The following is a 25,494-nucleotide window of genomic DNA, read 5'->3' as shown; positions in this document are numbered from 1 at the left end:
TCATCCTTCTCCCCCTGCGGGAGAAGGTGGCCTCGCGAAAGCGAGGTCGGATGAGGGTGCTCCAGCTTGGCGCCGACGGCACTCCGTCACCCACCCCTCAACCGTCTCAGCGCTACGCGCCGATCCACCTTCTCCCACAAGGGGAGAAAGAAAAACCCGTCAGACACACTTCAGAAACAAGATTCAACATCCGGGAAAAACTGAGGAAAACATCATCTGCGATAACCATCCTCGCGGCGGCCGGACAGAGACCGCCACACCAACGCAAAGGGATGGTCCCGACAATGCAACGACGTTCGACCGGATGGATGGGTGCCGTTTCAGGCATTTCACTTGCCATGCTCGCGGTCGCATCGTCGGGCGCGGAGGCGGCGGTTACCCGGAGCGAATATTGCAGCCGGCTCGGCCTCCAACTCGACGGAGCCATCCAGACCAAAGCCGAACCCGGTGCCAGCGTGAGTGAGATCGCGGAGGCAACGGCCCTCAAGGAAAAAGCGAACCGGTTCTGCGCCGAGCGCAAGCAGGCGCAAGGCATCCGGACCTACGCCAACGCCTTGAAGCTGCTGGGCGTGACACCGATCGACCTCAACCAGTGACAGCAACCCTCGAAGGAAAGCCCATCATGAACAAGCCCCTCCTCTCCGCGCTCGGCCTGGCCATCGCTCTCGGTCTGGCAATGCCTGTTGTCGGCACCGCCAACGCGGCGGCCACGACCACCACGACGACGACTGCTCCGGCGACGACGACCGCCCCCGCGACCGCTCCTGCCGTGGAGGCGGCGAAGACGCCGCTCAAGGCGGCCGCGCACAAGCGTCACCGGCACCACAGGAAGCACCACAGGCATGTGCGCAAGCACGCTCACCGGCACGCGGGCAAGAAGCACGGCCACCGGCACGCCGCCAGGAAGCATCACCACATCCGTACCCACAAGAAGCACGGCCACAAGCACGCCAAGGCTGCTTGAGCTGCCCTGACTTCCCCCTGACTTCCTCCCGGGAAAAAGCCGCCACTCGCATGAAGCGGGGGCGGCTTTTTCTTGCGCGTCAGGATGCGCGCGCTGCCCCTTGCATGCGCTATTTCTCGCCTAGATACTGGAAAACGGCCTGCTTCCACCAGTCGCTCTCCATCGTCTGCAGCAGGGCGACATCGAGAGGTTTGCGCAGCGGGCTGCCGAGCGGCAGCGCGATGGCGTATTGCTGCTGGTCGAAGCTCGCGTCGAGAACCTGCAGGTTGGTCGCGTAGTTCTGCCCGACCAGCCAGCCAAGCAGCGGCTTGTCGTGGACCAGCGCATCGATCTTGCCGGCGCGCAGCGTGTCGAGGCCCTGCTCGACCGTGGCGAAGTCCTGATGACGGGTATGGGTCGAATCCAGATAGGACGCCGTCGACGAATTCCGCACGGCGCCGACCCTGACCTTGGCGAGATCGCTTTCGCCCTGCACCATGCCTTCCATCTGCGTCACCGTCAGCACCGATGTGACGCCGGCGGTGAACACCGCGATCGCGATGATAGAGCCCATCATCCAGATCGCGGCGAGCACGCGTCCCGGCACGGTCCGCGGCCCGAAATCGCCGGTGCTGGCCTGTGTCGCGGCGATGGTCGACCACCACATGCTGGAAAACAGGCCCCTGGCGACGCCGCCGCCGAAATCATCATTGTGGCGGCGTTCGAACATCCAGATCAGCACGCCGACCACCACCGATATGACGATCAGCCCCAGCACCGCCTGCAGGAATCCGAACGAGGTCAGCGCGCGCAACACCGGCCGCCAGGAGGGCTGGCTGTTGAGCGGCGTGGCGATGCCGAGCCCGGTCGAGAAAAAGGGCTGCGTGAAATCGACGACCTTTTCGCGGTCGGCGGTGACCGTGATCGCGGCCATCGCCGCATCGAACTTGCCGCTGACGACGCCGTCGATCTGGTCCTGCACGCTTGGCACTTCGACATAGCGGAAGCGAAGGTTGAGCCGCCCGGCTATTTTCTGCCAGAGATCGATGCTCAACCCCGACCAGGTGCCGTCCTGCAGCTTGAAGGCGAAGGGCGGCGCGGCCTTGATCCCGACCGCTATCTCCTTGGCGGACAGGGACGAGGACTGATCGGTCTGCGCGGTGGCGCCGGTTGCGGCACACGCGACGGCGGCGACGAGGAACAACGTCATCGCCCACGAAGCAACTCTTCTCAACGGCAAGGACTCCGCGACCGGTTTCGCCGCGCGATCGTCGCGGCGTTCGAAAAGGTAGCGGTCATGCAGCCCTTCGTCCACCCGCGATGTTGGCGCCAACCAGGAAGCGAGGCACGGCAGCCCCGCGCCGATTGAAGCAAAAACAGGCAGTTAGCGCGATTTCGCGATTCACCTGTTGAACCGTCATCAGGCAATGCCGAGTGCGGCCCGAACCTGCGGACCGCTCATGCCGCTGTCGAAGACGGCAGTACCGGGATCGAAGCGGCGGGCCTGCGACAGCGGTCCGGCCACGACCGGATCGAAGCCGGCATCGCCCACCAGCCGCGCCGTGGTGGCAACGGCCCCGGCATCATCGCCGGCGAGCGGAATGCCGATCCTGTCGCCGGCGCAATGCGCCTGCGATCGCAGCGTCGTCCACATGACGGTGCTGAAGACGCGAACAAGCCGCGCGCGCGGCACGAGCGGCGTCACGGCAAGAGCCACGCCGTCCTCGCGGGCAAGCGCGGCGTCGCCGAACGCGCCGTCGCGCGGCGGATCCGGCACGGTGGCGTCGAGCAGCACCTTGTCGCCGAGTGCCGCCTCGATCTCGGCCGCGACATCGGGCCATGCCCGAAACGGAATGGCGGCCAGCACGGCGTCCGCGCCGGTGACGGCGTCAAGGACCGGTCCGGCGGTGGCGCTGCCGCCGAATTCGCCAAGCATCTTGCGCAGCCTTTCGGGATGCCTGACGCCGAAGGCCACGCTGTGTCCCGCCCCGACCCACAGCCGCCCGACCGTGCCGCCAATCATGCCGGCGCCCAGAATTCCTATTCTCATCGTCGCCTCCTGTCTGAAATCGCCCTCACCACGGCAGTCTTTTGCCGTCGCGGAAGAAACCGCCGGTCGGGCCATCATCGGGCAGGGTCGCGGCCCAGACGATGCCGGCCGCGCCTTGCGCTACCGGACGACCGCCCGGCCCGCCCATATCGGTGGCGACCCAACCAGGGCAGATGGCATTGACCAGCACGCCGGAGCCGCGCAGTTCAGCCGCCAGCACGCGGGTCAGCGCGTTGAGCGCCGCCTTCGATGTCGAATAGGCCGGCGCCCCTGCCCCCATCGAGGCCAGCGAACCGCCTTCGGACGACACATTGACCAGCCGGCCATGACCGCCCGCGCCAAGCAGCGACGCGAAGGCGGCCGCCACCCGCCAGGCGCCGAAGACATTGGTCTCGAACGCCTCGCGGATCACGGTCCAGTCGGGCCGCAAGGCGCGCGAGCCGGTGTCGTAGTGGATGGCGGCATTGTTGATCAGCACGTCGAGCCGGCCGAAGCGGCGTTCGACATCCATGGCGGCCCGCATTGCTACCTCCGGCGCAGCGACATCGAGCGCGATGGCCTGCGCATCGCCATCGATCTCTGTCGCCGCCGCCTCGCCCTTGGCGAGATCGCGCACGCCGAGCAACACGGTGAAGCCGAGTTCCGCCAGTTGGCGGCAGGTCTCCAGCCCGAGGCCGCGATTGGCGCCGGTGACGAGGGCGACTTTGCCATGATCTCCGTTCATCGGGGGAATGCCTCTGCTGTCGATCGTCTCGGGGAAAGATGGCATGGCCGACATTGATTTATTAGATGGTGGAGATCGCAGTCGTTGTGCGGCCGGATGCATGAATTGATTGCGCGGGAATCGGGTGTCGGCCGGCATCGCGCCATGCGATCGTTGATCCGTCACGAGGACCCGGCCATGCTCACGCTTCACGATTATCTGCCATCGCAAAATGGCTGGAAAGTCAGGGTTCTGCTCGGGCTGCTGAAGATCCCTCACAACACGCGCATCGTCTCGATTTTCGAGAGCGAAAGCCACACCGATGCTTTCCTTTCGCTCAACCCGGCCGGCGCGGTTCCCGTGCTTGAGCTCGAGGACGGCAGCGCCATCGCCGAATCCAACGCGATCCTCACCTACCTCGCCGAAGGCACCCCCTTGTTGCCTTCGGATCGCTATCAACGCGCCAAGATCATGCAGTGGCTGTTCTTCGAGCAATACAATGTCGAGCCCGTCATCGGCTCGCTGCGTTTCTGGACCTTGACCGGGCGGCTCGAGCGCAACCAGGCCATGGTTGCCGGCAAGCGCGAGGCAGGCGCGCGCACCCTCGCCGCCCTGAACCGCGGCCTTGGCGAGACGCCATTCCTCACCGGAAACGACCTCACCATCGCCGACATCGCTATCTATGCCTACAGCCACCGCGCGGAGGATTGCGGGTTTTCTCTTGCGGACTACCCGGCATTCCTCGCCTGGACCGACCGCGTGCGCGACGCCATCGGTCCCGGCTTCCCCGTCCACCTTTACGGCATCGATCCGCACGCGGGCGCCTGAGCCTATTTCTTCCCCTGCGGATGGATCGTCTCGCCGCGCTTCAGCATCTCGACAAACGTCTCAATCTTCTTCCGGCGTCCCGCCTCGGTCTTCATGTTGTGGGTGCGGAAGGCGAGCGAGAAGCGGTTCTGCGCGCTGAGTTTTTCCAGCATCGCCTTCGCAGCCGGCTCGGCATCGATTGCCGCTTGCAGATCGTCGGGGATTTTCATCTCCTTGCCGCTGCCATAGGCGCGCGCCCAGCGCCCGTCGGCCTTGGCGGCCTCGACCTGGCTCAGCCCATGCCCGGTCATGCGGCCCTCCTCGACCAGCCGCGCGACATTGTCGATGTTGATCTTGCTCCAGATGCTCTTCCTGCCGCGTGGCGTGTAGCGCTGCAGGAAACTGTTCTCGTCCAGCCCCTTGCGCACGGCGTCGATCCAGCCGAAGCACAGCACGACGTCGATGGCCTCCTTGGGCGTGATCGACTTCAGCCCCGAGCCGACCTTGTGCATCTTGATCCACACTTCGGTTTCCGTGGCGTGGTGCTGGCCGAGCCAGGCGTGGAAACTGGCCGCGTCGGGGAATTCCCGGACCTTGGCGGGATCGACCTTGACCGGCGCCATCAGCCAGCCCGCCGGTTCGGTATCATTGTCGCTGGCGCCACTTTCATATTGCCTCCGTCATGGTGCGATTGCCCGCATCATGGCGCAGTCCACTGTCAGTTTTAGGCAGCAGTGGGGCACGCCGACGCGAAGCAACGGAACGGCCCATCCATCGCCGCGTTGCGGCTTCGGTGCAACCGCCCGATGGAGGTCCCGATGGCGATAGAGACCATTTTCGCCCATGTCAGCTGTTCCGATCTCGAAGCGAGCATCGGCTGGTACGAAAAGCTCTTCGGCAAGCCGCCGCTGCGCCGGCCGATGCCGGGGCTGGCCGAATGGCACTTCACCGAGAGCGCCGAGCTGCAGCTGTTCGAGGACAAGGACAAGGCCGGCACCTCGACGTTGACGCTCGGCGTCCTGCCCCTGGCACCCGAACGGCAGCGGCTGGTGGCGGCCGGCCTCCAACCCGGCCCGATCGAGGAGGCCGACCATTTCTGGATCATGCGCATGCGCGATCCAGACGGGAACCTGGTGGTGTTCGCGAGCGCGGAACGCGAGTAGGAGAGCCAAACGGCTCGCGCGGGACGGCATTTCGCCAGCACAAGCAGGCGATTAACCGGCAGCCTCGAAGACTATGGTTATCTCGTCCGCTCCGACGGCGAAGGCGGCCACCGCTTTCTGGAAGATGGTCGACATATTGCGCGACATCGAGGAAGAGTGGCGCACCGGGCCGGAGCGCCTCGCCCAGTTGAAGGCGCTGCTGTTCGCCGTCTGGGACAGCCCGCGTTGAACGAGACGTCCCTCTGCCCGGCATCATCGGCATTTCCGATGGCGCCATCGGTTTCTTCCGTTTCCCTTGGCCCGCGCCGAACTGCCAATCCCTGCCTGCGTCCAATCCAGCAAAGGCAGAGCGAAATGAGCATTTCGAACCAGAAGATCCTGATCGTCGGCGGCGGTTCCGGCATGGGCCTGGCGCTGGCCCGGCGTTGCGTCGAGGCCAGTGCGACGGTCACCATCGCCGGACGTGGTGAGCAGAGGCTGCAACAGGCGCGCGAAGCGCTTGGCAACCCAACGAACCTCGATGTGTCCGTGGTCGACATCGCCCGGGAAGACCAGGTCGCCGATCTCTTCGCGCGCATCGGCGGGCTCGACCACATTGTCAGCACGGCGGCCGATATTCAGGGCGCCTACAGGTTGCTTCCGGAACTTGACCTCAAGGCGGCGCAACGCGTGGTCGAGAGCAAGGTCTATGGCCCATTGCTGCTCGCCAAGCACGGCGCGCCACGGCTGGCCGGAGCCGGCTCGATGAGCTTCGTTTCCGGCATCGCTGCCTACCGGCCGGCGGCGCGCGGCTCGGTCGTCGCCGCGGTCAACGCCGCGCTCGAAGGGTTGGTGCGGGCGCTTGCCGTCGAACTCGCGCCGATCCGCGTCAACGCCGTTTCGCCCGGCTGGGTCGATACCGAGATCTGGGCGCAGGTCGCTGGCGACCGCAAGGCCGAGACGCTTGCCGCGATGGCCGAGCGGCTGCCCGTCGGCAGGGTCGGCCGACCGGACGACATCGCCGACGCCATCGTATTCCTGATCGGCAATGGCTTTACCACCGGAACGACGCTGCATGTCGAGGGCGGGCACCGGCTGGTTTAGCTGGTGGCGCCCGTCTTCAGGGAGTTGTTTGGAAACAAGGCCTTGGACCTATCACCCGATTCAAGACCTGAACGAGCCCCGGAGCGTTCCGGCGCCAGCATGTCGCGCGCCGCGGCGAGCAATTGCCCGAGCGCCGGCGGCTGGACGCGCCGGCGCCGCCAGATCATCGCCAGCGCCGCCGCCCGCATCCGGCCGGGCCATGGCAGTTCGACAAGATCGCCACGCGCAAGCGCGTCGCTGACGGCAAGGCGTGGAACGAGGCCCAGGCCGGTGCCGGCCGCCACCAGCCGGACGATGGCGCCGATGCTGCCGACTTCGGCGGCAAGCCTCGGCGCCGCCATGCCCGCCTCGGCGAAAGCAGTGTCGACTATATGACGGTAGACGCACCCGGGCTCCGTCGCCACGAAACGCAGCGCGGCAAGGTCTTGCAGCACGCATGGCGCGGTGGCCTGCCCCGGAGCCGCGACCAGCACCAGGGGTTCGGCCCCGATCGTGCGGCTGGCCAGGCGTTCATCGGCGGCAGCGCCCCCGCCGTCGCGACGCTCGAAGCAAAAGGCGACATCGATATCGCCGTCCTCCAGCAGGTGCCGCAGCGTGCCGCTGTCGGCCACCTTCATCCGCACGGTGATCTCGGGATGGCTGGCCTGGAACCCCGGCAGCCAGGGCGCCAGACGGGCCGAGGCGATCGTTTCCAGCGCGCCGATGGTCAGCGCCCCGCTTGTCTGCCCGGCGGCCAGCAGCACTGCCGCGCGCGCCTCGCCGTCGAGCCGCAGCAGTTCCTCGGCGATCGGCTTCAGCGCCAGTCCCGCCGGCGTCAGGTCCAGGCCCGACTTCGAGCGCGTGAACAAGGCAGCGCCAAGCTCGGCCTCGAGGGTCTGGATCTGGTCGCTGACACTCGATTGCGCGAGATGAACCGCCTCGGCCGCGCGCGTGATGTTGCGGCCGCGCGCCACCGCGAGAAAGGTCCTGAGCAGTCTTGGATGCATCGCCCGGCCGACGCGCCTACTGCAACTGCGGCTTCTTCAAAAAACTGCCCCGGTCCGCGGATTTGACGCGCAGCCAGGTCTCGCGGCCGTCGCGCACCACGCGCATCGGGATTTCGGCACCGGCCGAGCCGCTGTCCCATAGCTTGCGATAGAAATCGGCGAGCCCATCGACGGCGCCGTCGCGGACCTCGGAGATGACGTCGCCCTGGCGCAGGCCGGCTTTTGCCGCCGGGCCGCCCTCGGTCACGCTCATCACCACCACCTTGCCGTCGCTTTCGGCCGACAGGGCGCCAAGCCATGGACGTGGCGGCCTGGCCACCTGTCCGCGCGTCAGCAGATCGTCGAGGATCGGCGGCAACAGATCGATCGGCACCACCATGTTGATATCGGCGACCTCGCCGGCGCGGCTCATCTGCAGGCGCAGCGAGCCGATGCCGAGCAGTGCGCCATCGGCGCCGAACAGCGGCGCGCCGCCCCAGGACGGATGCGCGGGGGCGATGAAGATCGCCTCATCGAGCAGATACTCCCAGTAGCCGGCGAATTCCTGCTTGGTGACGATCTTGGCCTCGACCGCCCGGCCGATGCCGTCGGCAAGCACCACCGCGTCGCCGATCCTTGCCTTGCCGGCATCGCCCAGCGGCACGGCCGGCAGGCCGGTCGGCGCCAGCGCCTGGACCAGGCCGAAGCCCGATTCCTGGTCATAGGCCAGCGCGTGCGCCGGGATGACACGGCCGTCATGCGCGGTCAGCCAGACCTCCTCGGCCTCGGTGATGAGATAGCCGATGGTCAGCACCAGCCCGTCATCCCTGATGACGACGCCGCTGCCCTCCCTGAGCGTGCCCAGCGCGCCGGCCGTGAAGGCATCGTCCGGAACGGTGGCGCGCACGGCAACGACGGAGCGCGGATTGGGATTGATGGCCATGATTTTGTCCTGCGATGCAAATGCCTTGGCGGCTTCTTCTATAGGTATGCGCTGGGGGAGATCGCGCAAGGGTAGAGGGTTCAATTGTAGAAGTCGGCGCCGCCCCTCACCTGCCTGCCGGCATCCTCTCCCGTATAGTGACGGGGAGAAGGGAAGCCGCGCTGGCCTCGGCGCTCTTCTTGCGACATTGGTGATTGGCGAAAGAGCCAATGAGAGCGTCTTTCTCCCCGTCACTGTACAGGGAGAAATGTCCGGCAGGACAATGAGGGGCAGCGCTGACATTGACAATAGTTCAACGCAAGTTGAACTTCCCGCCCTGCAGCCCTAGCTGTAGATGGATCTGCTCAATCCCGTTCTTCCCTCCCCCACCATTCGAGGCCGACATGACAGAGTACACCCCGCCGAAAGTATGGACCTGGAACAAGGCAAATGGCGGCGCCTTTGCCAGCATCAACCGGCCGATCGCCGGGCCGACGCATGACAAGGAATTGCCCGTCGGCAAGCACCCGCTGCAGCTGTACTCGCTGGCGACGCCGAACGGCGTCAAGGTGACCGTCATGCTGGAGGAGCTGCTGGCGCTTGGCCACAAGGGCGCCGAATACGATGCCTGGCTCATCAGGATCAACGATGGCGACCAGTTCGGCAGCGGCTTTGTCGAGGTCAACCCCAACTCCAAGATCCCGGCTCTGATGGACCGCAGCGGCGCCACGCCGGTGCGCATCTTCGAATCCGGCTCGATCCTGGTCTATCTCGCCGAAAAGTTCGGCGAATTCCTGCCCACCGAGCAGCCGGCGCGCGCCGAAGTCTTGTCCTGGCTGTTCTGGCAGATGGGCTCGGCGCCGTATCTTGGCGGCGGCTTCGGCCACTTCTACGCCTATGCGCCGCAGAAATTCGAATATGCCATCGACCGTTTCTCGATGGAGGTGAAGCGGCAGATGGACGTGCTCGACCGCCGGCTGGCCGAGACCGAATATCTCGGCGGCAAGGATTACTCTATCGCCGACATGGCGGTGTGGCCCTGGTATGGCGGGCTGGCGCTTGGCCGCATGTACAATGATTCCGGCGAGTTCCTGTCGGTGCAGGACTACAGCCATGTGCAGCGCTGGGCGAAGGCGATCGATGCCCGCCCCGCGGTCAAGCGCGGCCGCATGGTCAACCGCGCCTTCGGCGAGCCGGCCCTGCAGCTGCACGAGCGCCACGACGCCGGCGACTTCGACACCAAGACGCAGGATAAGCTGGCCGCCGAATAGACGGCGGCAAGGGCCACTTCACAAGAAAGCCCGCCACGAACCGTGGCGGGCTTTTCCCAAGGCTGGACTGGTGTCGCACCCACTATGGCCGAGCCATGGATCAGTGCAGCACTTCGACGATCTGACGCGTATCGGGATCGACCAGGACAGTCTGGTCGTTGATCACGGCGACGCGGTACTTGACATTCGGCACCTCGCGCAACTCGACCTTGTCCGGCACCGCGGAGCCGAGCTTGAGCTCGACGCCGAGCAGATTCACCGACGCCAGCGGCTGCTTCTTGACGTATTCGCGAACCACCGTCTCCTGCTCGGGTTGGACGACGATTGTGTCCGCCATAGCCACACCCATGCCGCCCATCAGGACGATCGCGGCTGCCGCACTCGAAAGATAATGTTTCATGGTAACCTCCATTGTATATGTCCTATTGCCACCCGGAAGGAAAACTCGGCCGGCGCCATGAGGTTCCATTGCGCTTTGTGGAATAAATGCGGCACGCCCAACAAAAGACAATCTTAGTTGATTTTACGCATGAGCGGTATCGCTCGGATTATGACGCAATAACTGGAAATTAATTCTCAAATTTAATGAAATCAATCAAAGATACACTTGGTCCGGAAAGATGCGTATAGCGCTTCTTCCGTAAGCACGATTCCGCGATTGCCTTAGCGATAGCTAACGTGAAGCGTGCGATGTCGTTCCGCATGCGGTTGCGCAATGCGACGAAAAAGGCCCGCCCTGCCGGGAGCAGAGCGAGCCTCAGACGATGCCGGCGGAGGTGGCAGCCTCACCGGGTCACATCTGGAAAACGCCTGCGCCGGCATCCGGTTCCAGCCACGGCGGCATGGCCTTGCCCTCGATGCAACCAGGACGCCCCGGCGACGTTGTGCACGCATTCGATGAAATCCCAGCAAGGATATGGCGCCATGGCTCCCCGCCCTCCCGTGACCAAGCATCCCTTCACGCTGATGTTTGTCGTTATCGCGTTGATGGCGCCCTTTGCCGGCCTTGCCTGGCGCACGCGCGAATGGATGGGCTGGTAGGCCTTCCAGGCAGCCGAAACACCAGGCCACGGCCACGCCGGACGGGCATATCTGGCGGCAACATGGCCGCCTGAGTGGCCGCTTGGATATATCTCTTTTAGCTAAAATAACGGAACGTCCAATGGACATTGCCGGAACTGAACAGGGCCTCCCGGACCTTTGCTGCAGCCACCTAAGACCTTGGTCCTGCAAGGAAACGCAAAGGGCCGGTAACACTCTTCACCAGGAACATCCCGCCCCCGCCGTCGTTTGCCGCAAGGTCCCAGACCTGATCATTTCGGAGGAAGAGTGATGTCACATCGGTCCATCATCACCAGGACAGGCCACGGCCCGGGTACGGCCATCGCCGTGTTGATGGTCGGGCTGGTGGTGGTGGGGATTGTGTTCCTCGTCCTTGGCGGCGCGCTCTATTTCGGCGATGCGTCCTCGGACTCACACGCCCTGTCTTCGGTGCCGGCGCGATCGTTTCAGCAAGCTGATCGCGAAGCGGCTAATTGACCGATCCGCGCTCCGGAGCGTTCCAGCGCCTTGGAACGCCGCCTCAGCGCGCTAGTATCGTCCCGTCCCCGGCCACCACCTTGCCCCGACGATAGACCGTGCGGTCCTTCGGCACGGCCACCACCGCCTCGGGCACATGCAGCGCCCGCATGGCGACAAAATCGGCCTTGGCGCCAACCATGATGCCGTAATCCGCCAGCCTGAGCGCCTTGGCGCCGGCATGGGTCACCACATCGAAGGCGTCGGCCAGTTCGCGGTCCTCGTAGAAGCCGGAGCGGTAGCCGATCATGTTGGCGCGCGAAAGCATGTCGCCATCGCCATAGGGCCACCAGGAATCGCGGATGTTGTCGGAGCCGCCGAACACGGTGACCCCCGCCTGTCGCAGGGCCGCCACCGGCGGAAAGGCATGGTTGCCGGGCGCGTTGGTCATGATCGCCACGCCGGCGGCGGCCAGCATCTCGCCGGCCTTCGCCAGCGCGTCGGCCGGAATATCGCCAAGGCCATAGGCATGGCTGACCGTGACATGGCCTGCCATGCCGAGCGCCTTGGTCCGCGCCGCGATCTCCTCGACCTGGAACAGACCGAGCGTGCCGCCATCATGCAGATGGATATCGACGCCGGCGCCATGCTTTTGCGCCAGCCCGAACACCGCATCGAGATGACCCTTCACATCGCGGTCGAAACTGGCGGGGTCGAGCCCGCCGATGAGGTCGCAGCCGAGCTTCAGCGCCTCGTCCAGAAGCTCCGCCGTGCCGGGCGAGGACAGAATGCCGCTTTGCGGGAAGGCGACGAGCTGGATGTCGATGAGGTCGCGGTATGTCTCGCGCACGGCAAGGACGGTCTCGACATGGCTGAGCCCGACCGAGCCATCGACCATGACATGGCTGCGCATGGCCAGGCTGCCATGTCCGATACACAGTTCGAGCTGGTTCTTGGCGCGCTCGGCCATCGGCGCGGCGGCGGCAAGGTTTTGCGCTTGGAAGGCAACGCGCTCGCGCACGTCGAAACCGTTGGTGCAAGGAATATGCGGCCGCCAGGCGTCGCCATGGAACGATGTGTCGAGATGGATATGTCCCTCGACAAAGGCCGGCACGACAAGCTGGCCGCCAAGGTCCACCATGATGGCTGCAGGACCGGCCGGCGGCGCGTTGCCGGCGGGCGCGATGGCGTTGAAGCGGCCGTCGGTAACGCAGAGATCCGCCAGCGACCCATCGGCCAGTTTCGCGTTGCGGAAGATCGTCTGTTCGCTCACCGGTGCCATTCCTGTTGAAAGCGCCAGTCCTCGCCGCCCGCCCGCCGCGGGTCAATGCGGCAGAGTCGAGAAACTGTTTCACGCAACAGCCCCGGCGAACCGGCTATCAGATCCTAGCTCCTGCCTATTCCGCTTTCGCGGAAGTTTCGGCGGGCCCGCGATATGCAATGATGCTGTCGCGGTGGTACGAGCCGCCCTGGTTGACGCGGGCGCCCAAGCACACCCCAACAATGCGCCCCCCCGCCCGCGTCGGCCACGGCAGACCCTTGGTCACATCAAGGCTTTCCCGTCAGCCTGGCAAAAGCCAGCAATGGACCGATGTCGTGCCGGTCGGCTGCCTTCAATGCCGAGATGTAAGCCGCCCGCCTTTCGTTCATTTTCAGAAGATCGGCCCCGGCGGTCCAGTCGACCGGCCCGACGCCGTACAGCTTCTCAAGCATGGCATCAGCCAGGATGCGGGCATGGCGCCCATTGCCGTTTGCAAACGGATGAATGAACACCATCCGGTGGTGAAGCCGAATGGCTGCTTCCAGCGGCGCGTAGGTGTCACGATCCACCCAGTACAGCGCATCATCCAGCGCCGCACGCAACTGCACCCCGATCTGCACCGGATCGACGCCGATGTTCTTGCCCGTCGTCCTGAATGTTCCAGCCCAGGTCCACACGTCGCCGAACAGCCGCCGATGAAGCTCGACGGCAAAACCGGGAGTGAGCACGTCCTTCCTCCGTGTCCTGGAAAGCCACAGCAGGCCGGAGGTGATGTTGGCCTGCTCCAGCTCATCAAGCTCGGCCTGAGTGGTGATGTGCCTGTGCTTCAGTCCGGCGAGCTCGTTGAGATCAAGTGGCGTCGCGCCGTCGGGATAGTCCGGTGCAATCATTTGTCCTGCCAGAAATCGGACGGCATTTCATGGATCAGCTCGTTCATCAGCCGGGTCATTTCTTGCCGAGTCCGGCCCTCGGTCACGGTCTGGTCTTCCAGCGCCATATGTTTGCCCGCCGTCGCGACAATCGCCTGCGCCTTCTTCCGCGCCTGCGCGATGATGAGGTTCTCGATGGTCTCGGGCGGCACGAAAGCATAGACGAAGCGGCACCCCATCGCCTCGGCCGTGGCCTGCATCGACTTCAGGGTGACGCCGCCTTCCAGTTCGGCTTGTTCCACCTGGGCAATACGGGCGCGGGTTACGCCCATCCGCCTCGCCAGTTGGGCACCGGACATGCCGAGCGCCTTTCGCACCGTCCTTATCCAGCCCTCCGAAGGGACCTGGATGTTGCCGCCTTGGGTGAGATCCACAACGGCCTGGTATTGTCGGCGAACGGCCTGCTTAACGCTCATTGTAAACTCATATATTGTCAGAAAAGGACAATCTGTAAATATATACATATACAAAGAATACGATAATGTCAATTTATGTGTTGACATATCAACGAGGCTGACGCTTTTCGGCATTCACTGCGGCGCACCGGCAAACAGCACCACGCCGTCGCCGCCGGCCGCTGGCCAATCCCTGATGGTGCGGTCGTAGCCGCCGGTCAGCACCGTGCCGTCGGGGGCGAAAGCCACCGCGTAGATCGGGCCGGTCTGGCTGTCGAACATCGCGATCTGGTTGCCGGTTTCCATGTCCCACAGCCGCGCCGTGCCGTCGAGCGAACCCGACAACAGGCGCTTGCCGTCCGCCGACAGCGCCAGCGTGTAGACCGTGCCCTCATGGCCCTCGAAGCGCTTCACCTCGCGGCCGCTGTCGAGATCCCAGACCTTGATCGTCAGATCGCCGCTGCCGGTGATCAGATGGTGCCCGTCGGCGGTGAACACGGCGCCATAGGTGCCTTGCTCGTGGCCATGCCAGCTGCGTAGCTGCTTGCCGCTTTCGACGTCCCAGAGTTTCAGCGTGCCGTCGATGCTGCCGCTGAGCGCCTGCTTGCCGTCGGGCGAGACGGCCACCGCGCTGATCGACCAGTCGTGTCCGGTCAGCACATGCAACACCGAATCGTCGACGAGATCCCAGACGATGACGTTTCCGGTATCGTGTCCGCTGACGGCGCGCTTGCCGTCCGGGCTGATCGCCAGCTTGTTGACGCCGCCATTCTGGCCGGCCTGGAAGACATGCAGCACGGCGCCATCGGCGAGTTTGCGCAGCACGATCTCGCCGTCGTCGCCCCCCGTCAGCGCGCTGACGCCGTCGGGCATGTAGAGCGCCGTGCGCGCCATGTCCTTGTGGACGCCGAGGTTGCGGATCAGGTGCTTGCCGCCAATGTCCCACAGCTTGATCAGATGGTCGGTGCTGGCGCTCATGATCGATTGGCCGTCGGGCGCCACCGCCAGCCACACGACCGCGTCGCGATGGCCGTCGGGCTGCGTTGGGACCGCCGGCGGCGGTGGCGGCAACGGCGCCACCGTGGGCGGCGGAATGACCGCGACCTCCGGCGGCGCCGGCGCGACGGGAGCGGGTGGCGGTACGGCCACGGGCGGCGCTGGCGGCACCGGTGCCGGCGGCGGGTTGGCGGCTACCGGCGGCGGAGCTGGTTGCGGTGCAGGCGCGGGTGCCGGCTCCGCTGCCAATGGCGCGGCGGCCACGTCCTGGCCTTTTGGTTCGCCGGGTTTGGGCTCGGCAAGTTTGGGTTGATCTGGCTTGGGCTCACTGGGCTTGGGTTCAGCCGTCTTCGGTTCATTTGGCGGTTCGCTCGGCTGGCTGGCAACCTCGCCGCCGCCATCATGCCACGGGCCGAACCGGTCGGCGGCCAGCGCCGCCAGCACGATCAACGGCAAGGCGAAAAAGATCTTGCGCAGGCCGGGCCTGCCGGTCTCCCGCACCTCGGCCGCGCGGCCGAACAGCGGTGTCCCGCCCAGATGCGCCGGCCGCCCCGGCAACAGACCGGCCCAGAACAGCACCGCGCCGAGCAGGCAGGCAAGTGCCGCCACGGAGAAAGCCGCCAACCGGGGCAAATCCGCGCCCGGCCCGGAAAAGCCATGCGAGGCAACAGCGCCGAGCAGCGGAGAGACCAGCGCCAGGCAGGCGATCGCAAGCGCGGCAAGGACAAGCGCAGCCAACCTGTCAGCCAATCTGTTCATCGCGCTTCCCCTCGCCTGGCTCTCGGGCCAGACTACCAGCGTCAACCGTCTATCGCAAAACGCATCGGTGCCCGCATGCGACGGATGGATGCGTCTGAAATCCCGAAGAAGATCGGCTAGTGACCTCGATCAAGAGATCAGTTCGAAGCTGATCACGACCGCCTGCGTCGCGGCGCAAAAATGTGTTCTTCGGCTTGATCAATCGCCACAAAAAGAACCGGTGTTAATTTGCCACAGTCATCACTGATACGCGTTGGACTATCCCCGGCGAAATATTGACACCAGGCGGCGTTGTGTCACTGTCCTCGTGGGATATAGTGGAGAGCTTGCGTTATGAAGAAGATTTATGAACGGCCCGTATTGGTCAAGAAGGACAATCTGAAATCCATCGTCGCTGCGGTGCCCTCGACACCCTCGCCGCAATAAGAATATCGCGCCTTCGCCGGATTTTCCGGCATGGCCTGGCTGTCAACGGTGTTGATATGACGCTTTAAATGATTTTACGCCATCGCCATTGTCGAGAGCTTGAAACATGAAGAAAACCTATGAACGGCCCGTCCTGGTCAAAAGGGGCAATCTGAAATCGGTCACGGCTACCGCCTCGGCTCCGCCGGTCCTAATAGATTGAGCCTCGGAACCTGATCGACCAACACCGCTGGGGCTGGATTGACGGCGAGCACGGATAGGCCGCTGAAGCGGTCTACGCGTTGGCATTGCTTGTTCGTGTGACGATTGTCGCGCGGCCGCTCACTTCAGCTCCACCCAGACAGGCGCATGGTCGCTGGCGCCGTCCTGTCCGCGCACGTCGCGGTCGATGCCCGCCCCCTTCAGCCGGCGGGCGAGCGTTTTTGACAAAAGGATGTGGTCGAGCCGCAAACCCGCATCGCGCTGCCAGCGGTTACGGCGGTAATCCCAGAAAGTATAGAGCGTCTCCTTCGGATAGACTTTTCGCAGCGCGTCGACCCAGCCCTGCTCGATGAGGGCAGCGAACGCTGCCCGGCTCTCCGGTTGCACGAGCGCGTTGTCGTCATAGGAGCGCGTGGTGTAGATGTCGCGCGGCTCGGGCACGATGTTGTAGTCGCCGGCCAGCACGACAGGCAGGCCGGTGTCGAGAAGCTGTTCGGCATGCGCTTCCAGGCGCTTGTGCCAGGCGAGCTTGTACTGGAATTTCGGCCCCGGCTGCGGATTGCCGTTCGGCGCGTAGAGGCAGGCGATGACGATGCCGTTCACCGCTGCCTCGATGTAGCGGCTCTGTTTGTCGGTATCGTCGCCGGGCAAGGCGTCGCGGGTCAGCACCGGTTCCGCGCCGCGCGCGAGGATGGCGACGCCATTCCAGGTCGGCTCCCCCTTCCACACCGCGCCGTAGCCGGCATCGGCGAGCGCGGTGCGCGGAAACTGCATATCGCGCGCCTTGAGTTCCTGCAGGCAGACGACATCGGGTTTTGCGGCCGCCAGCCACGCCAGAAGGTTTTCCAGCCGGCTGTTGATGTTGTTGATGTTGAAGGTGGCGATTTTCATTCAGTGCATGAAAGCAGGAAACGGAAGACGGTCGCAAGGGGCTGACGAAACGGGTTCCTAGAGCAATTCCAGGAAAAGTGTGAAACGGCTTTCCGTCCGGAGTTGCGTTAAAACAATGAGTTAGAGCAGTTCGCCGTTTCCGTGAAACGGTGAAATGCCCTAGGCCTCCGCCAATTGCAGATGGTGGCGCTGCCCCTCATTGCCCTGCCGGGCATTTTTCCCCGTAAACGGGGAGAAAGAGGCTGGCCGCATCGCCACGCCATTTCTGAAACGTTGGCGATTGGCGAAAACCGGCGACGAGAGCGCCCTTCGCCCCGTTTACGGGGAGAAGATGGCGGCAGCCAGATGAGGGGCGGCGCCGACTGTCGAAAAGGGTGCGAGGCGTACGCGCCCTAAAGCCTGCCCGCCCACGCCCTCACCGTCTCCGCCAGCGTCTTCAGATGATCCGCCGCCGAAAATCCGGAAATGCTCTTGCGCGGCTTGAGATCATGGTCGCCATCTTCCAGCCACACCACCTCGATCGCATCGGACAGCCCATAACCGGCCACCTCGTCGCGCGTGCCGAACTCGTCGCGCGTGCCCTGGAAGATCAGCGTCGGCGTCTTCAGGCCTATCAGATGCTTCGTGCGCAACTGATCAGGTTTGCCGGGCGGATGGAAGGGATAGCCGAGGCAGACCAGCCCCGAAATCTCGCCCTTGGCGAACATCTCGTCCGCGACCATGGAAGCGACGCGCCCGCCCATCGACTTGCCGCCGATGATCAGCTTCCCGGTCACGCCCCTGGCGCGCAAGTCGGCGATCGCCTTGACGTATTCCGGGTTCACCGTCTCGGCGCGCGGCGGCGGCTTGCGCTGGCCGTAGCGGCGCGCCGCCATATAGTGGAATTCGAAGCGCGCCACCTGGAAGCCCGCGGCGGCCAGGGCCTTGGCGGTGGCGGTCATGGAGGGCGAATCCATCGATGCGCCCGCGCCGTGGGCGAGCAGGATGGTGGCGGGGGCGGTGTCGAAGCCGTCGAAGAGGAAGCTGGTCATGGAAACTCCGGCGTTGACGACCCCTTCTCCCCTTTTGGGAGAAGGTGACCGAGCGAAGCTCGGTTGGATGAGGGGTGTTCCAGCTTGGCGCACACGGTCATCAACGCCTCTGCAAACAACAAGCTCGTCAACCTCTCATTCCTTCCAGCACCCCTCATCCGTCTCGGCGCTGGCGCGCCGATCCACCTTCTCCCACAAGGGGAGAAGGAAAGGGCCTCAACCCGCCGTCCGCGCCAACTGCATATCCACGAACTGCACGCCCTTGGCCGCCACCCCCGCCCATTCGGACTCCGCGTCGAGTTCCAGATACCGCACCCACAGCCGCCGCGCCTCAGGCAGATTGCCGGCGTCGAATTCCAGCCGTGCCAGGTTGAACACCGGGTCGGCATAGGCCTTGTCGAGAGCGATCGCCTTCTGCAGGTGCCGTCGCGCCGAGGCGTCGCGGCCTTGCTCGCTCATCAGTCCGGCGAGGTTGAACCAGGCTTCGACGAAAGCGGGGTCGAGTTTTATCGCCCTGGCATAATCATGCGCGGCATCGGCCGCGTGGCTGGCGGCGCGCAGGCAGTTGGCGCGGTTGAAGGCGGCGATGGCGTCATTCGGGTCGATGGCGAGGCAACGCTGGTAGAGCGCGGCGGCACCTTCATGGTCGCCCCCCTCCTCCACCGCTTCTGCCTCGGCGAACAGGTCTTCCAGCGTGTCGTCGCCTTGTGGCGCGCTGCCCAGGTCAAACAGCAACTGCCCGTCGAGTTCGCTCTGGCCGCCCTCGAGATAGATCCCGTCGGCGCGGCCATGCTGCGAGCCGACAGCGAGCGACTTGGCGGTGAGCGAAGCCACCGGGCCGGAGCGGTGCACGGAGCGCGCGATCGCTCCCCAAGTCGCGCCGCTGGCCACCAGCCCGGCATATTTGCGCGCCAGGATCAGGTCGCGGAAGGAATAGGGCTCCGCATCATGCTCGAACGCGTCGAAGAGCGACAGCAGATCGAGGTTGTCGCCGGACAGCCGAGACTGGTCGATCAGCGACTGCCGGGACAGCGACGATGCTTCCGGCGCCATCATCAAGCCGAGCAGGCGCAAGAAGCCGTTCTCGCTGATCAGGATGCGCCCTGCCGCACGTTCGGCGGCGACGCGGCGCTCGATCCCGGCATCGCCGTTTTTCGTGAGGCCAGCCTTGGCGAGAAGCGTACGGCCGAACACGACATGCGTGGTGCGCCGGGTGATGCCGCGCCTGAGCTGGCCATGCCGGCGCTCGACCTCGCGAGCGGCGAGCCTGAGCGGAAACGCCGCCAGCGCGCCGATCGTGCCGAAGACGCCGCCCGCGACGGCCGGTGCCGTCATTTCTTGCTCTTGCCGACCGCCTTCAGCAGACTGGCCTTCAGCGGATTTTCAGGAGCCCCGCCCGCTGCCGCCTTCTTGGCGGCAGGCTTCGCCGCCTCGTCGGCCTTGCTCTTCGACTTGGCCGGCGGCTTCGACTGCGACAGGCTGGCCTTCAGCGCATCCATCAGGTTGATGACATTGCCGCGCTCGGGCGCCGCCGCGATGATCGGCTTGTGGCCCTTGAGCTTCTCGCGGATCATCGCCATCAGCGCGATCTCATAGCGGTCCTCGTAATTCTTCGGATCGAAGGTGGTTTCCTTCTGCTTGATCAGCGCTTCGGCGAGTTCAAGCATTTCCGGGTCCGGTTTGCCGGCCGGAATGTTGCCGAAATATTCAGCCGTGCCACGCACTTCGTTCGGGTTTCTCAAGGTGCACACGAACATGCCGTTCTCGCGTGCGCCGATCGTCACCACCCGTTCGCGGCTGGACAGCACCAGCCGCGCGATCGCCAGCTTGCCGGATTTGCGCATCGCCTCGCGCAGCACGGCGAACGTCTCCTCCGCCATCGCCCCATCCGGCGCCAGGTAGTAGGGCGCGTCCTGGTAGATGACGTCGACCTCGCCCTCGTCGACGAAGGCCTCGATGTTCATCGTGTGATTGGATTCGATGCGCACCGCGTCGAGGTCGGCATCATCGATGATGATGTACTGCTTGTCCTCGTACTCGTAACCCTTGACCAGATCCGAGCGCTCGACCAACCCGAGTTCGGGATCGACGGGCTTCATGTTGATGCGGTTGTGGGTCTTCTTGTGCAGCTGGTTGAACGAGATGCGTTCGCTCGCGCTGGTCGCGGGGTATAACCGCACCGGACAGCTGACGAGGCTGAGCTTGAGATAACCCTTCCAACTTGCCCTGGGCGCCATGATACACTCCTACGCGGCCATGCACTGACATTTTCGACTGAGCATGATCTTGTCCAAAAACCGGTTCCCGCTTTTTGGGATCATGCTCTCCGCAGCGCTTTCGTCCGAAGGACGATTGGCGCCGTGGAAATCCTACACCGACCCCGCACAATACCGGCAAATCCCTGACGAAATCTTCCGCTGCGTCTTTTCAGGTCGCGGGGAGAGAATAATTCAAATTGTCGGAAGCGTCGATGGCGGTTTAGGCGCTGGTGATTGGCCGAACGCCTCGAGGCTTCGTCATCCTAGGGCGAAGCAAGGAGCGAAGCGACGCGGCGCAGACCCTAGGATGACGAACGCAGTGTCGGCAAATCCCGCGCAAACTCGTCGATCTCAGCCCACGGATCGCCCGACGTCTCCAGCAAGCCCGGCAGCGACGAATAGTTCAGATCCTGCGGAGCATCGATCGCTTCCAGGTCGCTCCAGCTCACCGGCGTCGAGGCCGGCAGATTGGTGCGGGCGCGCAGCGAATAGGGCGCGGCGGAGGTGTGGCCGCGCGCGTTGCGGTGGTAGTCGATGAAGATGCGCTTCTTGCGGTTTTCCTTGCCCATGGTGGTGGTGAAGGTGTCGGGCGCGGTTGCCGTCAGATGCGTGGCGATCGCGCTGGTCGCCTGGTGCAGTTTCTTCCAGTTCTGCCTTGGCGTAACCGGCACGGTGATATGGATGCCGCTGCCGCCGGACGTCTTGGCGAAAGGCACCAGCCCCAGCCCCTCCAGCTCGCCCTTGATGTGGACGGCCGCCTCCACCACCTCGCGCCACGAAATCCCCTCGCCCGGGTCGAGGTCGAAGACGATCTGGTCGGGCTTGTCGAGACTGGCGCGGTGCGTGCCCCAGGTGTGGAACTCCACGACGCCGAACTGCGCCAGCGCCAGATAGCCCTTGGCGCCTTCGACCGAGAGATAGGATTTGGTTTCGCCTTCGGAATTGGTCGACTGGAACGTCACCACCGAGGGCGGCATGCCGGTGAAGGCGTGGCGCTGGAAGAAGCAATCCTTGGGCAGGCCGGTCGGGCAGCGCACCAGCGACACCGGCCGGCCGAGGATGTGCGGCAGCATGAAATCGCCCACCAGCGCGTAATAGACGGCGATGTCGAGCTTGGTCGGCCCGGTCTTGCCGAACAGCCGCCGCTCCGGATTGGTCACCCAGATGGTGGCGAGGTCCGCCTCGGATATCAGCCGCTTGCGCTTGGCCGAGACCGGCGTCGACAGGCCGACATCCCTGAGGCCGCGAAACACGCCATGGCGCAACGAATTGTCCGCCGTGCGGTTGGCATAGTGGATGCGCGCCGAAAACAGCGGCTTCACCCAATGCATCTCGCGCATGATTTCGCGCGGCACGCCTTCGGGCGCGGACGCGCCTGACGTCAGCGGCTCCAGCCGGGCCAGCAAATCCTCCGCCGTATCGCGGTCGAAGCCGGTGCCGACCTTGCCGCGATAGTGCAGTTCGCCGTCCTCCCACTCGGCCATGCCAAGTGCGGCCAGCCCTTCCGCCGCTTGCGAGGTCGTGTAGCCCGCGATGACGAAATCGTCCTTCTGCAGCGCCTTGCATTTGGTCCAGCTCTTGGTGCGGCCGCTCTGGTAGATGGCATTGGCGCGCTTGGACACGACGCCTTCCAGCCCGAGCTCCGTCGCCTGGTCGTAAAGCCCCTGCCCCGAGCCTTCGACATGGTCGGAGAACTGGATGGCGGAATTGGCGCCGAGACCGGCGAGCAACTCGCCCAACATCGCCTTGCGCCGGATGAGCGGCACCTTCGTCAGGTCCCAGCCGTCGAGATGCAGGAGATCGAAGGCATAGAAATGCAGCTTGCTGCCGGCGCCTTCGGCCAGCGCGTCCTGCAGCAGCGCGAAGCGGCTGATGCCCCGGCCATCCAGCACGACGATCTCGCCATCGATGATCGCCTCGCGGCACGGCAATTTGGCGAAGGCGTGCGGCAGGTCGCCGTAGCGTCTTGTCCAGTCTATGCCGCCACGGGTGATCAACCGCACCTGCCCGTCGGAAACATGCGCCATGGTGCGGTAACCGTCGAACTTGATCTCGTGCAGCCAGGGCTCGTTCGTGTTCTCGGCAACGCTTTCGCCGCCCGGCGGCTTTGGCACCTGCGTCGCCAGCTGCGGCTCGATGCGGCTGAGCGCCGGTGCCTTGACGGCGCCAGGCAGCGTGCTTGGTTTCAGCGAACCCGGCTTGGGCGCGGACTTCGCGGCCGGCTTCGCCGCCGCCGCCAGCTCCTCGATGCGCAATCCCGATTTCACGCTTTCCGGCCGCGCTTCGAGGATGTTCAGCGCCGTGTCGGCGGCAAGGTCGCGCTCCTTGAACAGCAGCCAGTTTTTCTTCTCCGCGTCCTCGCCGGGCTTGGGCTTCAGGCGCGTCAGCATCCAGCCGCCATTGAGCTTGTCGCCGGCCAACCGGAACTTGAAGGCGCCGGTCCTCAGGCTCTTCTCCACATCGTCCATCGGCGCCCATGTGCCGGCGTCCCATACGATCATCGGCCCGCCGCCATACTCGCCCTCGGGGATGACGCCCTCGAAGTCGATATATTCGAGCGGATGGTCCTCGGTCTCCACCGCCAGCCTCTTGTCGGCCGGGTTGAGCGAAGGCCCGCGTGGCACCGCCCAACTCTTCAGCACATCGCCGACCTGCAGGCGCAGGTCATAGTGGTCCGCCGTGGCGTGGTGCTTGTGGACGACGAAGCGGTTGCCGCCGCCGGCAATGAGCCCGCCCGCCGGCTCTGGCGTCCTGGAGAATTCGCGCTTGGCGCGATAGGTCTTGAGTTTGGCGGGAGCCGGCATGGGTCAGCGCCCAAGGCGTTTGGCGAGCGGGAGCAACCGCCGCGTTCCGGAACCGATGGAAATCACGCTCTCAATCGTCGGTGGCCGGCGTCAGTTCGAGCTCGGCCGGCGACAGGCCCTGCTGCAGTTGGCTCAGCCGGAACTCATCCACCCAGTAGGCCTCGCCGTCGACCAGCACCCGTGCCTTGTAGGCACCGTCCGAAAAGCTCTGTGCGGTGATGTAGACCTTGTGGGCGTCGAGCGCCTTGCGCACCGCGGCGCGCTTGGCATTCTGGCTGGTTACGGGACTGAACATGACGCTGCCCTCGGTCGCCCTCACACATCGGGCGACTGGGCTCAAGGATGACGGAGACAAGCAGTCCTGTCAATTTCGGGCGCGGGGCCATGCCGCCGGTCCTGCGAAAATCCGGCATGCCTGTCGAAATCCGCTCCCGGCGAACGACATTGGTGCGGCGCCGACGCGGCGCGATCACCTCAAACAGGGAGCACCACCATGGCCAAGATGCTCGTCATCTACAAAACCCCCGCCGATCCCGTCGCCTTCGAGCGCCATTATCACGACATTCACGTGCCGCTGGCCAAGCAATTGCCCGGACTGCGGCGCTACGAGATCAGCCGTTCGCCGATCATGAATGTCCTGCCGGGCGAGACGCCCTACAGGGTCGCCATCCTCTATTTCGACAGTCCGGAGGCCATTCGCACGGCCTTTGCCAGCGAGATCGGCCGGGCCTGCGCGGAGGACCGGCGAAAGTTCGCCAGCGATGACGATCTGGTGACGATGCTGCTCTTCGACACCGAGCCGCTCTGAACCATCACCTCATCGCGCACGGCCATCAATTCCTGCTCCCGAAGCCGCTTCGGGAGCCGTTCGTCAAGTCTTCAATCGCCGCAACCGGCGCATCACACCCTGCACGGCCTTGTACAGTTCCGGCTTGGAGCGCACGAAAAGCTCGATCCTGTTGCGCAGCTTGATATAGGCGGTCGCCCCGCTGCCCCGCAGCGTGATCGGCTCGCACAACTCCGCCAGTACCGAGCTTGAAGCGCCGATATGCTGCTTGTAGCCCTGGCTGCCGACCGACAGGTCGAAATAGCCGAGCCCTTGCGTCACCCCCCACATCATCAGCTTGCCGATTGTCGTCAGGCCCGGCGAGGCGTTGGGCACCGCGTCGTGGTCGATCCCGAGCAGAAGCGCATGCAAGGTGCCCTTCATGACCAGCACGTAGATGACGGCGAGATAGGTTTGCCCGACACGCAGCCCGAACAGCCGCACCGAGCCGTCGGACAGGCCTTGCAGGGCGGCGTTGCGATAGAACTCGACGACCGGTGCCTGCGTCAGCAGGTCGAAACGCCCGAGCTCGCGGAAGCGATTGAGCCTGAGTTCCAGCAGCGTCGCGAACTGCTTTTCCACCATATCCGGTGTCTCGGCCTCGGCCAGGTCGAGCCTGCCCATCTGTTCGAAGCGGCGGCAGTGCTTGTGGAAATTCTTGGCGAAGGACGATTTGCAGATGCGCTTGATCAGCGTCGCCGGCTCGCCATGCATGGCCAGGCCCGAGGCGATCTGGATGGAGTCGCGCGTCGCCGAAAGCAGCGCCAGCGGATTGGCGACGCCGTGGATCTGTCGCGGAATGCCCGCGATGTGAATGCGGTCCGCCGGCGGCAGCACGGCGCGGACCGCTACCCATGCCGCATCGGCACCTTGCCTGGTCCAGGGTCTCGCATCGGCCAGCAGCGGCGCTGAGTAATCGCACACGCCGCAGCTCAGCCATTCGATGACATGGTGTCCAAGCGCCCGGCGCCGCATCAGGGGCAGCAACATGGCCGGCGCGCCCGTGACGGCGTCGTTGACCTCGACGACCAGCAGCTCGGCACTTCCGGGCATCAGCCGCTTGGCGATCCCTTCCACCCAGGCAAGGCCTTGATGGCCGGTGCAGAGGCCGGTCGCCTCAAGGCGCTGCCACAGCGGCCTTACGCTGTCGAAGCTGGAGTGCAGACGCGCCGTATAGTGCGCGATGGCGCCCAGACCGACGACATCGGGGGAAGCCGGTTGGCCCGCTTGATCCGCTACCGCTACTATTCGCATTGCCTGGCCTGCCACGTCCTTCTCCCGTCGTTCAGGCC

General features: G+C 64.8%; 27 protein-coding genes. 9 read left to right on the top strand and 18 right to left on the bottom strand.

The window, feature by feature from the left end; all coding sequences use genetic code 11:
• Positions 1-284 precede the first annotated feature (284 nt).
• Both EB815_RS16330 and EB815_RS16325 read left to right on the top strand, forming a co-directional pair.
• Positions 285-596, top strand: coding sequence for a hypothetical protein (locus EB815_RS16330; protein WP_056571164.1), 312 nt, complete (start codon positions 285-287; stop codon positions 594-596).
• A gap of 26 nt (positions 597-622) precedes the next feature.
• The gene (locus tag EB815_RS16325; RefSeq protein ID WP_056571162.1) at positions 623-964 is read left to right on the top strand and encodes a hypothetical protein; all 342 of its coding nucleotides are present in this window, start codon (positions 623-625) and stop codon (positions 962-964) included.
• A 109-nt stretch (positions 965-1,073) separates the two neighbouring features.
• Here EB815_RS16325 and EB815_RS16320 read toward each other — a convergent pair whose 3' ends face one another.
• The 3 genes from EB815_RS16320 to EB815_RS16310 all read right to left on the bottom strand — a co-directional run bounded on the left by EB815_RS16320 (position 1,074) and on the right by EB815_RS16310 (position 3,717).
• Positions 1,074-2,177 carry a transporter substrate-binding domain-containing protein gene (locus EB815_RS16320; protein WP_244494072.1) on the bottom strand — a complete coding sequence of 368 codons (1,104 nt, stop codon included), beginning with the start codon at positions 2,175-2,177 and terminating at the stop codon, positions 1,074-1,076.
• Between the two features lie 186 nt (positions 2,178-2,363).
• Positions 2,364-2,993 (bottom strand): NADPH-dependent F420 reductase, encoded by a 630-nt coding sequence (locus EB815_RS16315; RefSeq protein WP_056571160.1) that lies wholly within the window; start codon positions 2,991-2,993, stop codon positions 2,364-2,366.
• Positions 2,994-3,018: 25 nt separating this feature from the next.
• The gene (locus EB815_RS16310; RefSeq protein WP_065005371.1) at positions 3,019-3,717 is read right to left on the bottom strand and encodes an SDR family oxidoreductase; all 699 of its coding nucleotides are present in this window, start codon (positions 3,715-3,717) and stop codon (positions 3,019-3,021) included.
• A gap of 177 nt (positions 3,718-3,894) precedes the next feature.
• Between EB815_RS16310 and EB815_RS16305 the strand changes: the two genes are divergently transcribed.
• On the top strand, positions 3,895-4,524 hold the full coding sequence (locus EB815_RS16305; RefSeq protein WP_056572086.1) for a glutathione S-transferase family protein: 630 nt from the start codon (positions 3,895-3,897) through the stop codon (positions 4,522-4,524).
• A gap of 2 nt (positions 4,525-4,526) precedes the next feature.
• On the opposite strand, the gene EB815_RS16300 is transcribed toward EB815_RS16305, so the two are convergent.
• The gene (locus EB815_RS16300; RefSeq protein ID WP_056571158.1) at positions 4,527-5,126 is read right to left on the bottom strand and encodes a YdeI/OmpD-associated family protein; all 600 of its coding nucleotides are present in this window, start codon (positions 5,124-5,126) and stop codon (positions 4,527-4,529) included.
• Positions 5,127-5,321: 195 nt separating this feature from the next.
• Here EB815_RS16300 and EB815_RS16295 point away from each other — a divergent pair, with 195 nt between their 5' ends.
• The 3 genes from EB815_RS16295 to EB815_RS16285 all read left to right on the top strand — a co-directional run bounded on the left by EB815_RS16295 (position 5,322) and on the right by EB815_RS16285 (position 6,749).
• Positions 5,322-5,666 carry a VOC family protein gene (locus EB815_RS16295; RefSeq protein WP_065005370.1) on the top strand — a complete coding sequence of 115 codons (345 nt, stop codon included), beginning with the start codon at positions 5,322-5,324 and terminating at the stop codon, positions 5,664-5,666.
• A 73-nt stretch (positions 5,667-5,739) separates the two neighbouring features.
• Positions 5,740-5,895 (top strand): hypothetical protein, encoded by a 156-nt coding sequence (locus EB815_RS16290; RefSeq protein WP_244494071.1) that lies wholly within the window; start codon positions 5,740-5,742, stop codon positions 5,893-5,895.
• Between the two features lie 125 nt (positions 5,896-6,020).
• A complete protein-coding gene (locus EB815_RS16285) occupies positions 6,021-6,749 on the top strand; it encodes an SDR family oxidoreductase (RefSeq protein ID WP_056571154.1) in 729 nt (242 codons plus the stop codon).
• Here the strand turns inward: EB815_RS16285 and EB815_RS16280 are convergent.
• On the bottom strand, positions 6,746-7,735 hold the full coding sequence (locus EB815_RS16280) for a LysR family transcriptional regulator (RefSeq protein WP_056571152.1): 990 nt from the start codon (positions 7,733-7,735) through the stop codon (positions 6,746-6,748). The genes EB815_RS16285 and EB815_RS16280 overlap by 4 nt on opposite strands.
• Before the next feature lie 16 nt (positions 7,736-7,751).
• Entirely contained in the window at positions 7,752-8,657 is a 906-nt protein-coding gene (locus tag EB815_RS16275; RefSeq protein WP_056572084.1) for a S1C family serine protease, read from the bottom strand.
• Positions 8,658-9,040: 383 nt separating this feature from the next.
• On the opposite strand from EB815_RS16275, the gene yghU reads away from it, so the two are divergent.
• A complete protein-coding gene (gene yghU / locus EB815_RS16270; RefSeq protein ID WP_056571150.1) occupies positions 9,041-9,907 on the top strand; it encodes a glutathione-dependent disulfide-bond oxidoreductase in 867 nt (288 codons plus the stop codon).
• A 100-nt stretch (positions 9,908-10,007) separates the two neighbouring features.
• Here the strand turns inward: yghU and EB815_RS16265 are convergent, their stop codons facing one another.
• Positions 10,008-10,307, bottom strand: a complete 300-nt coding sequence (locus EB815_RS16265) for a DUF1236 domain-containing protein (RefSeq protein WP_056572083.1) — start codon at positions 10,305-10,307, stop codon at positions 10,008-10,010.
• 932 nt (positions 10,308-11,239) lie between these two features.
• Between EB815_RS16265 and EB815_RS16260 the strand changes: the two genes are divergently transcribed.
• The gene (locus EB815_RS16260) at positions 11,240-11,446 is read left to right on the top strand and encodes a hypothetical protein (protein ID WP_056571148.1); all 207 of its coding nucleotides are present in this window, start codon (positions 11,240-11,242) and stop codon (positions 11,444-11,446) included.
• A gap of 43 nt (positions 11,447-11,489) precedes the next feature.
• Here the strand turns inward: EB815_RS16260 and EB815_RS16255 are convergent, their stop codons facing one another.
• The 10 genes from EB815_RS16255 to EB815_RS16210 all read right to left on the bottom strand — a co-directional run bounded on the left by EB815_RS16255 (position 11,490) and on the right by EB815_RS16210 (position 23,671).
• Positions 11,490-12,707, bottom strand: coding sequence for an amidohydrolase family protein (locus EB815_RS16255; protein ID WP_056571146.1), 1,218 nt, complete (start codon positions 12,705-12,707; stop codon positions 11,490-11,492).
• Positions 12,708-12,973: 266 nt separating this feature from the next.
• Complete coding sequence (locus EB815_RS16250) at positions 12,974-13,576, bottom strand: mobile mystery protein B (RefSeq protein ID WP_056571144.1); 603 nt, start codon at positions 13,574-13,576, stop codon at positions 12,974-12,976.
• Entirely contained in the window at positions 13,573-14,031 is a 459-nt protein-coding gene (locus tag EB815_RS16245) for a mobile mystery protein A (RefSeq protein ID WP_056571142.1), read from the bottom strand. Before EB815_RS16245 ends, EB815_RS16250 begins: the two co-directional genes overlap by 4 nt.
• A 114-nt stretch (positions 14,032-14,145) precedes the next feature.
• Entirely contained in the window at positions 14,146-15,765 is a 1,620-nt protein-coding gene (locus tag EB815_RS16240) for a WD40 repeat domain-containing protein (RefSeq protein ID WP_056571140.1), read from the bottom strand.
• A gap of 747 nt (positions 15,766-16,512) precedes the next feature.
• Positions 16,513-17,283, bottom strand: a complete 771-nt coding sequence (gene xth / locus EB815_RS16235) for an exodeoxyribonuclease III (RefSeq protein WP_056571137.1) — start codon at positions 17,281-17,283, stop codon at positions 16,513-16,515.
• A gap of 392 nt (positions 17,284-17,675) precedes the next feature.
• Positions 17,676-18,314 (bottom strand): alpha/beta hydrolase family protein, encoded by a 639-nt coding sequence (locus EB815_RS16230; protein WP_065005290.1) that lies wholly within the window; start codon positions 18,312-18,314, stop codon positions 17,676-17,678.
• Positions 18,315-18,530: 216 nt separating this feature from the next.
• Complete coding sequence (locus EB815_RS16225) at positions 18,531-19,649, bottom strand: tetratricopeptide repeat protein (protein WP_065005289.1); 1,119 nt, start codon at positions 19,647-19,649, stop codon at positions 18,531-18,533.
• Complete coding sequence (locus EB815_RS16220) at positions 19,646-20,551, bottom strand: Ku protein (protein ID WP_056571131.1); 906 nt, start codon at positions 20,549-20,551, stop codon at positions 19,646-19,648. The genes EB815_RS16225 and EB815_RS16220 overlap by 4 nt, the downstream gene beginning before the upstream one ends.
• Before the next feature lie 323 nt (positions 20,552-20,874).
• Complete coding sequence (gene ligD / locus EB815_RS16215) at positions 20,875-23,376, bottom strand: DNA ligase D (protein ID WP_065005288.1); 2,502 nt, start codon at positions 23,374-23,376, stop codon at positions 20,875-20,877.
• 70 nt (positions 23,377-23,446) lie between these two features.
• The gene (locus EB815_RS16210) at positions 23,447-23,671 is read right to left on the bottom strand and encodes a hypothetical protein (RefSeq protein ID WP_065005287.1); all 225 of its coding nucleotides are present in this window, start codon (positions 23,669-23,671) and stop codon (positions 23,447-23,449) included.
• A 198-nt stretch (positions 23,672-23,869) separates the two neighbouring features.
• On the opposite strand from EB815_RS16210, the gene EB815_RS16205 reads away from it, so the two are divergent.
• On the top strand, positions 23,870-24,184 hold the full coding sequence (locus tag EB815_RS16205) for an EthD family reductase (protein WP_065005286.1): 315 nt from the start codon (positions 23,870-23,872) through the stop codon (positions 24,182-24,184).
• 63 nt (positions 24,185-24,247) lie between these two features.
• Here the strand turns inward: EB815_RS16205 and EB815_RS16200 are convergent, their stop codons facing one another.
• Positions 24,248-25,471: a GNAT family N-acetyltransferase gene (locus tag EB815_RS16200; protein WP_081294856.1), complete on the bottom strand. Its 1,224-nt coding sequence runs from the start codon at positions 25,469-25,471 to the stop codon at positions 24,248-24,250.
• Positions 25,472-25,494 lie beyond the last annotated feature (23 nt).

Source organism: Mesorhizobium loti (assembly GCF_013170705.1).
In the GTDB taxonomy this organism is placed as follows: domain Bacteria; phylum Pseudomonadota; class Alphaproteobacteria; order Rhizobiales; family Rhizobiaceae; genus Mesorhizobium; species Mesorhizobium loti_D.
This window is presented reverse-complemented; position numbering and strand designations above follow the sequence as displayed.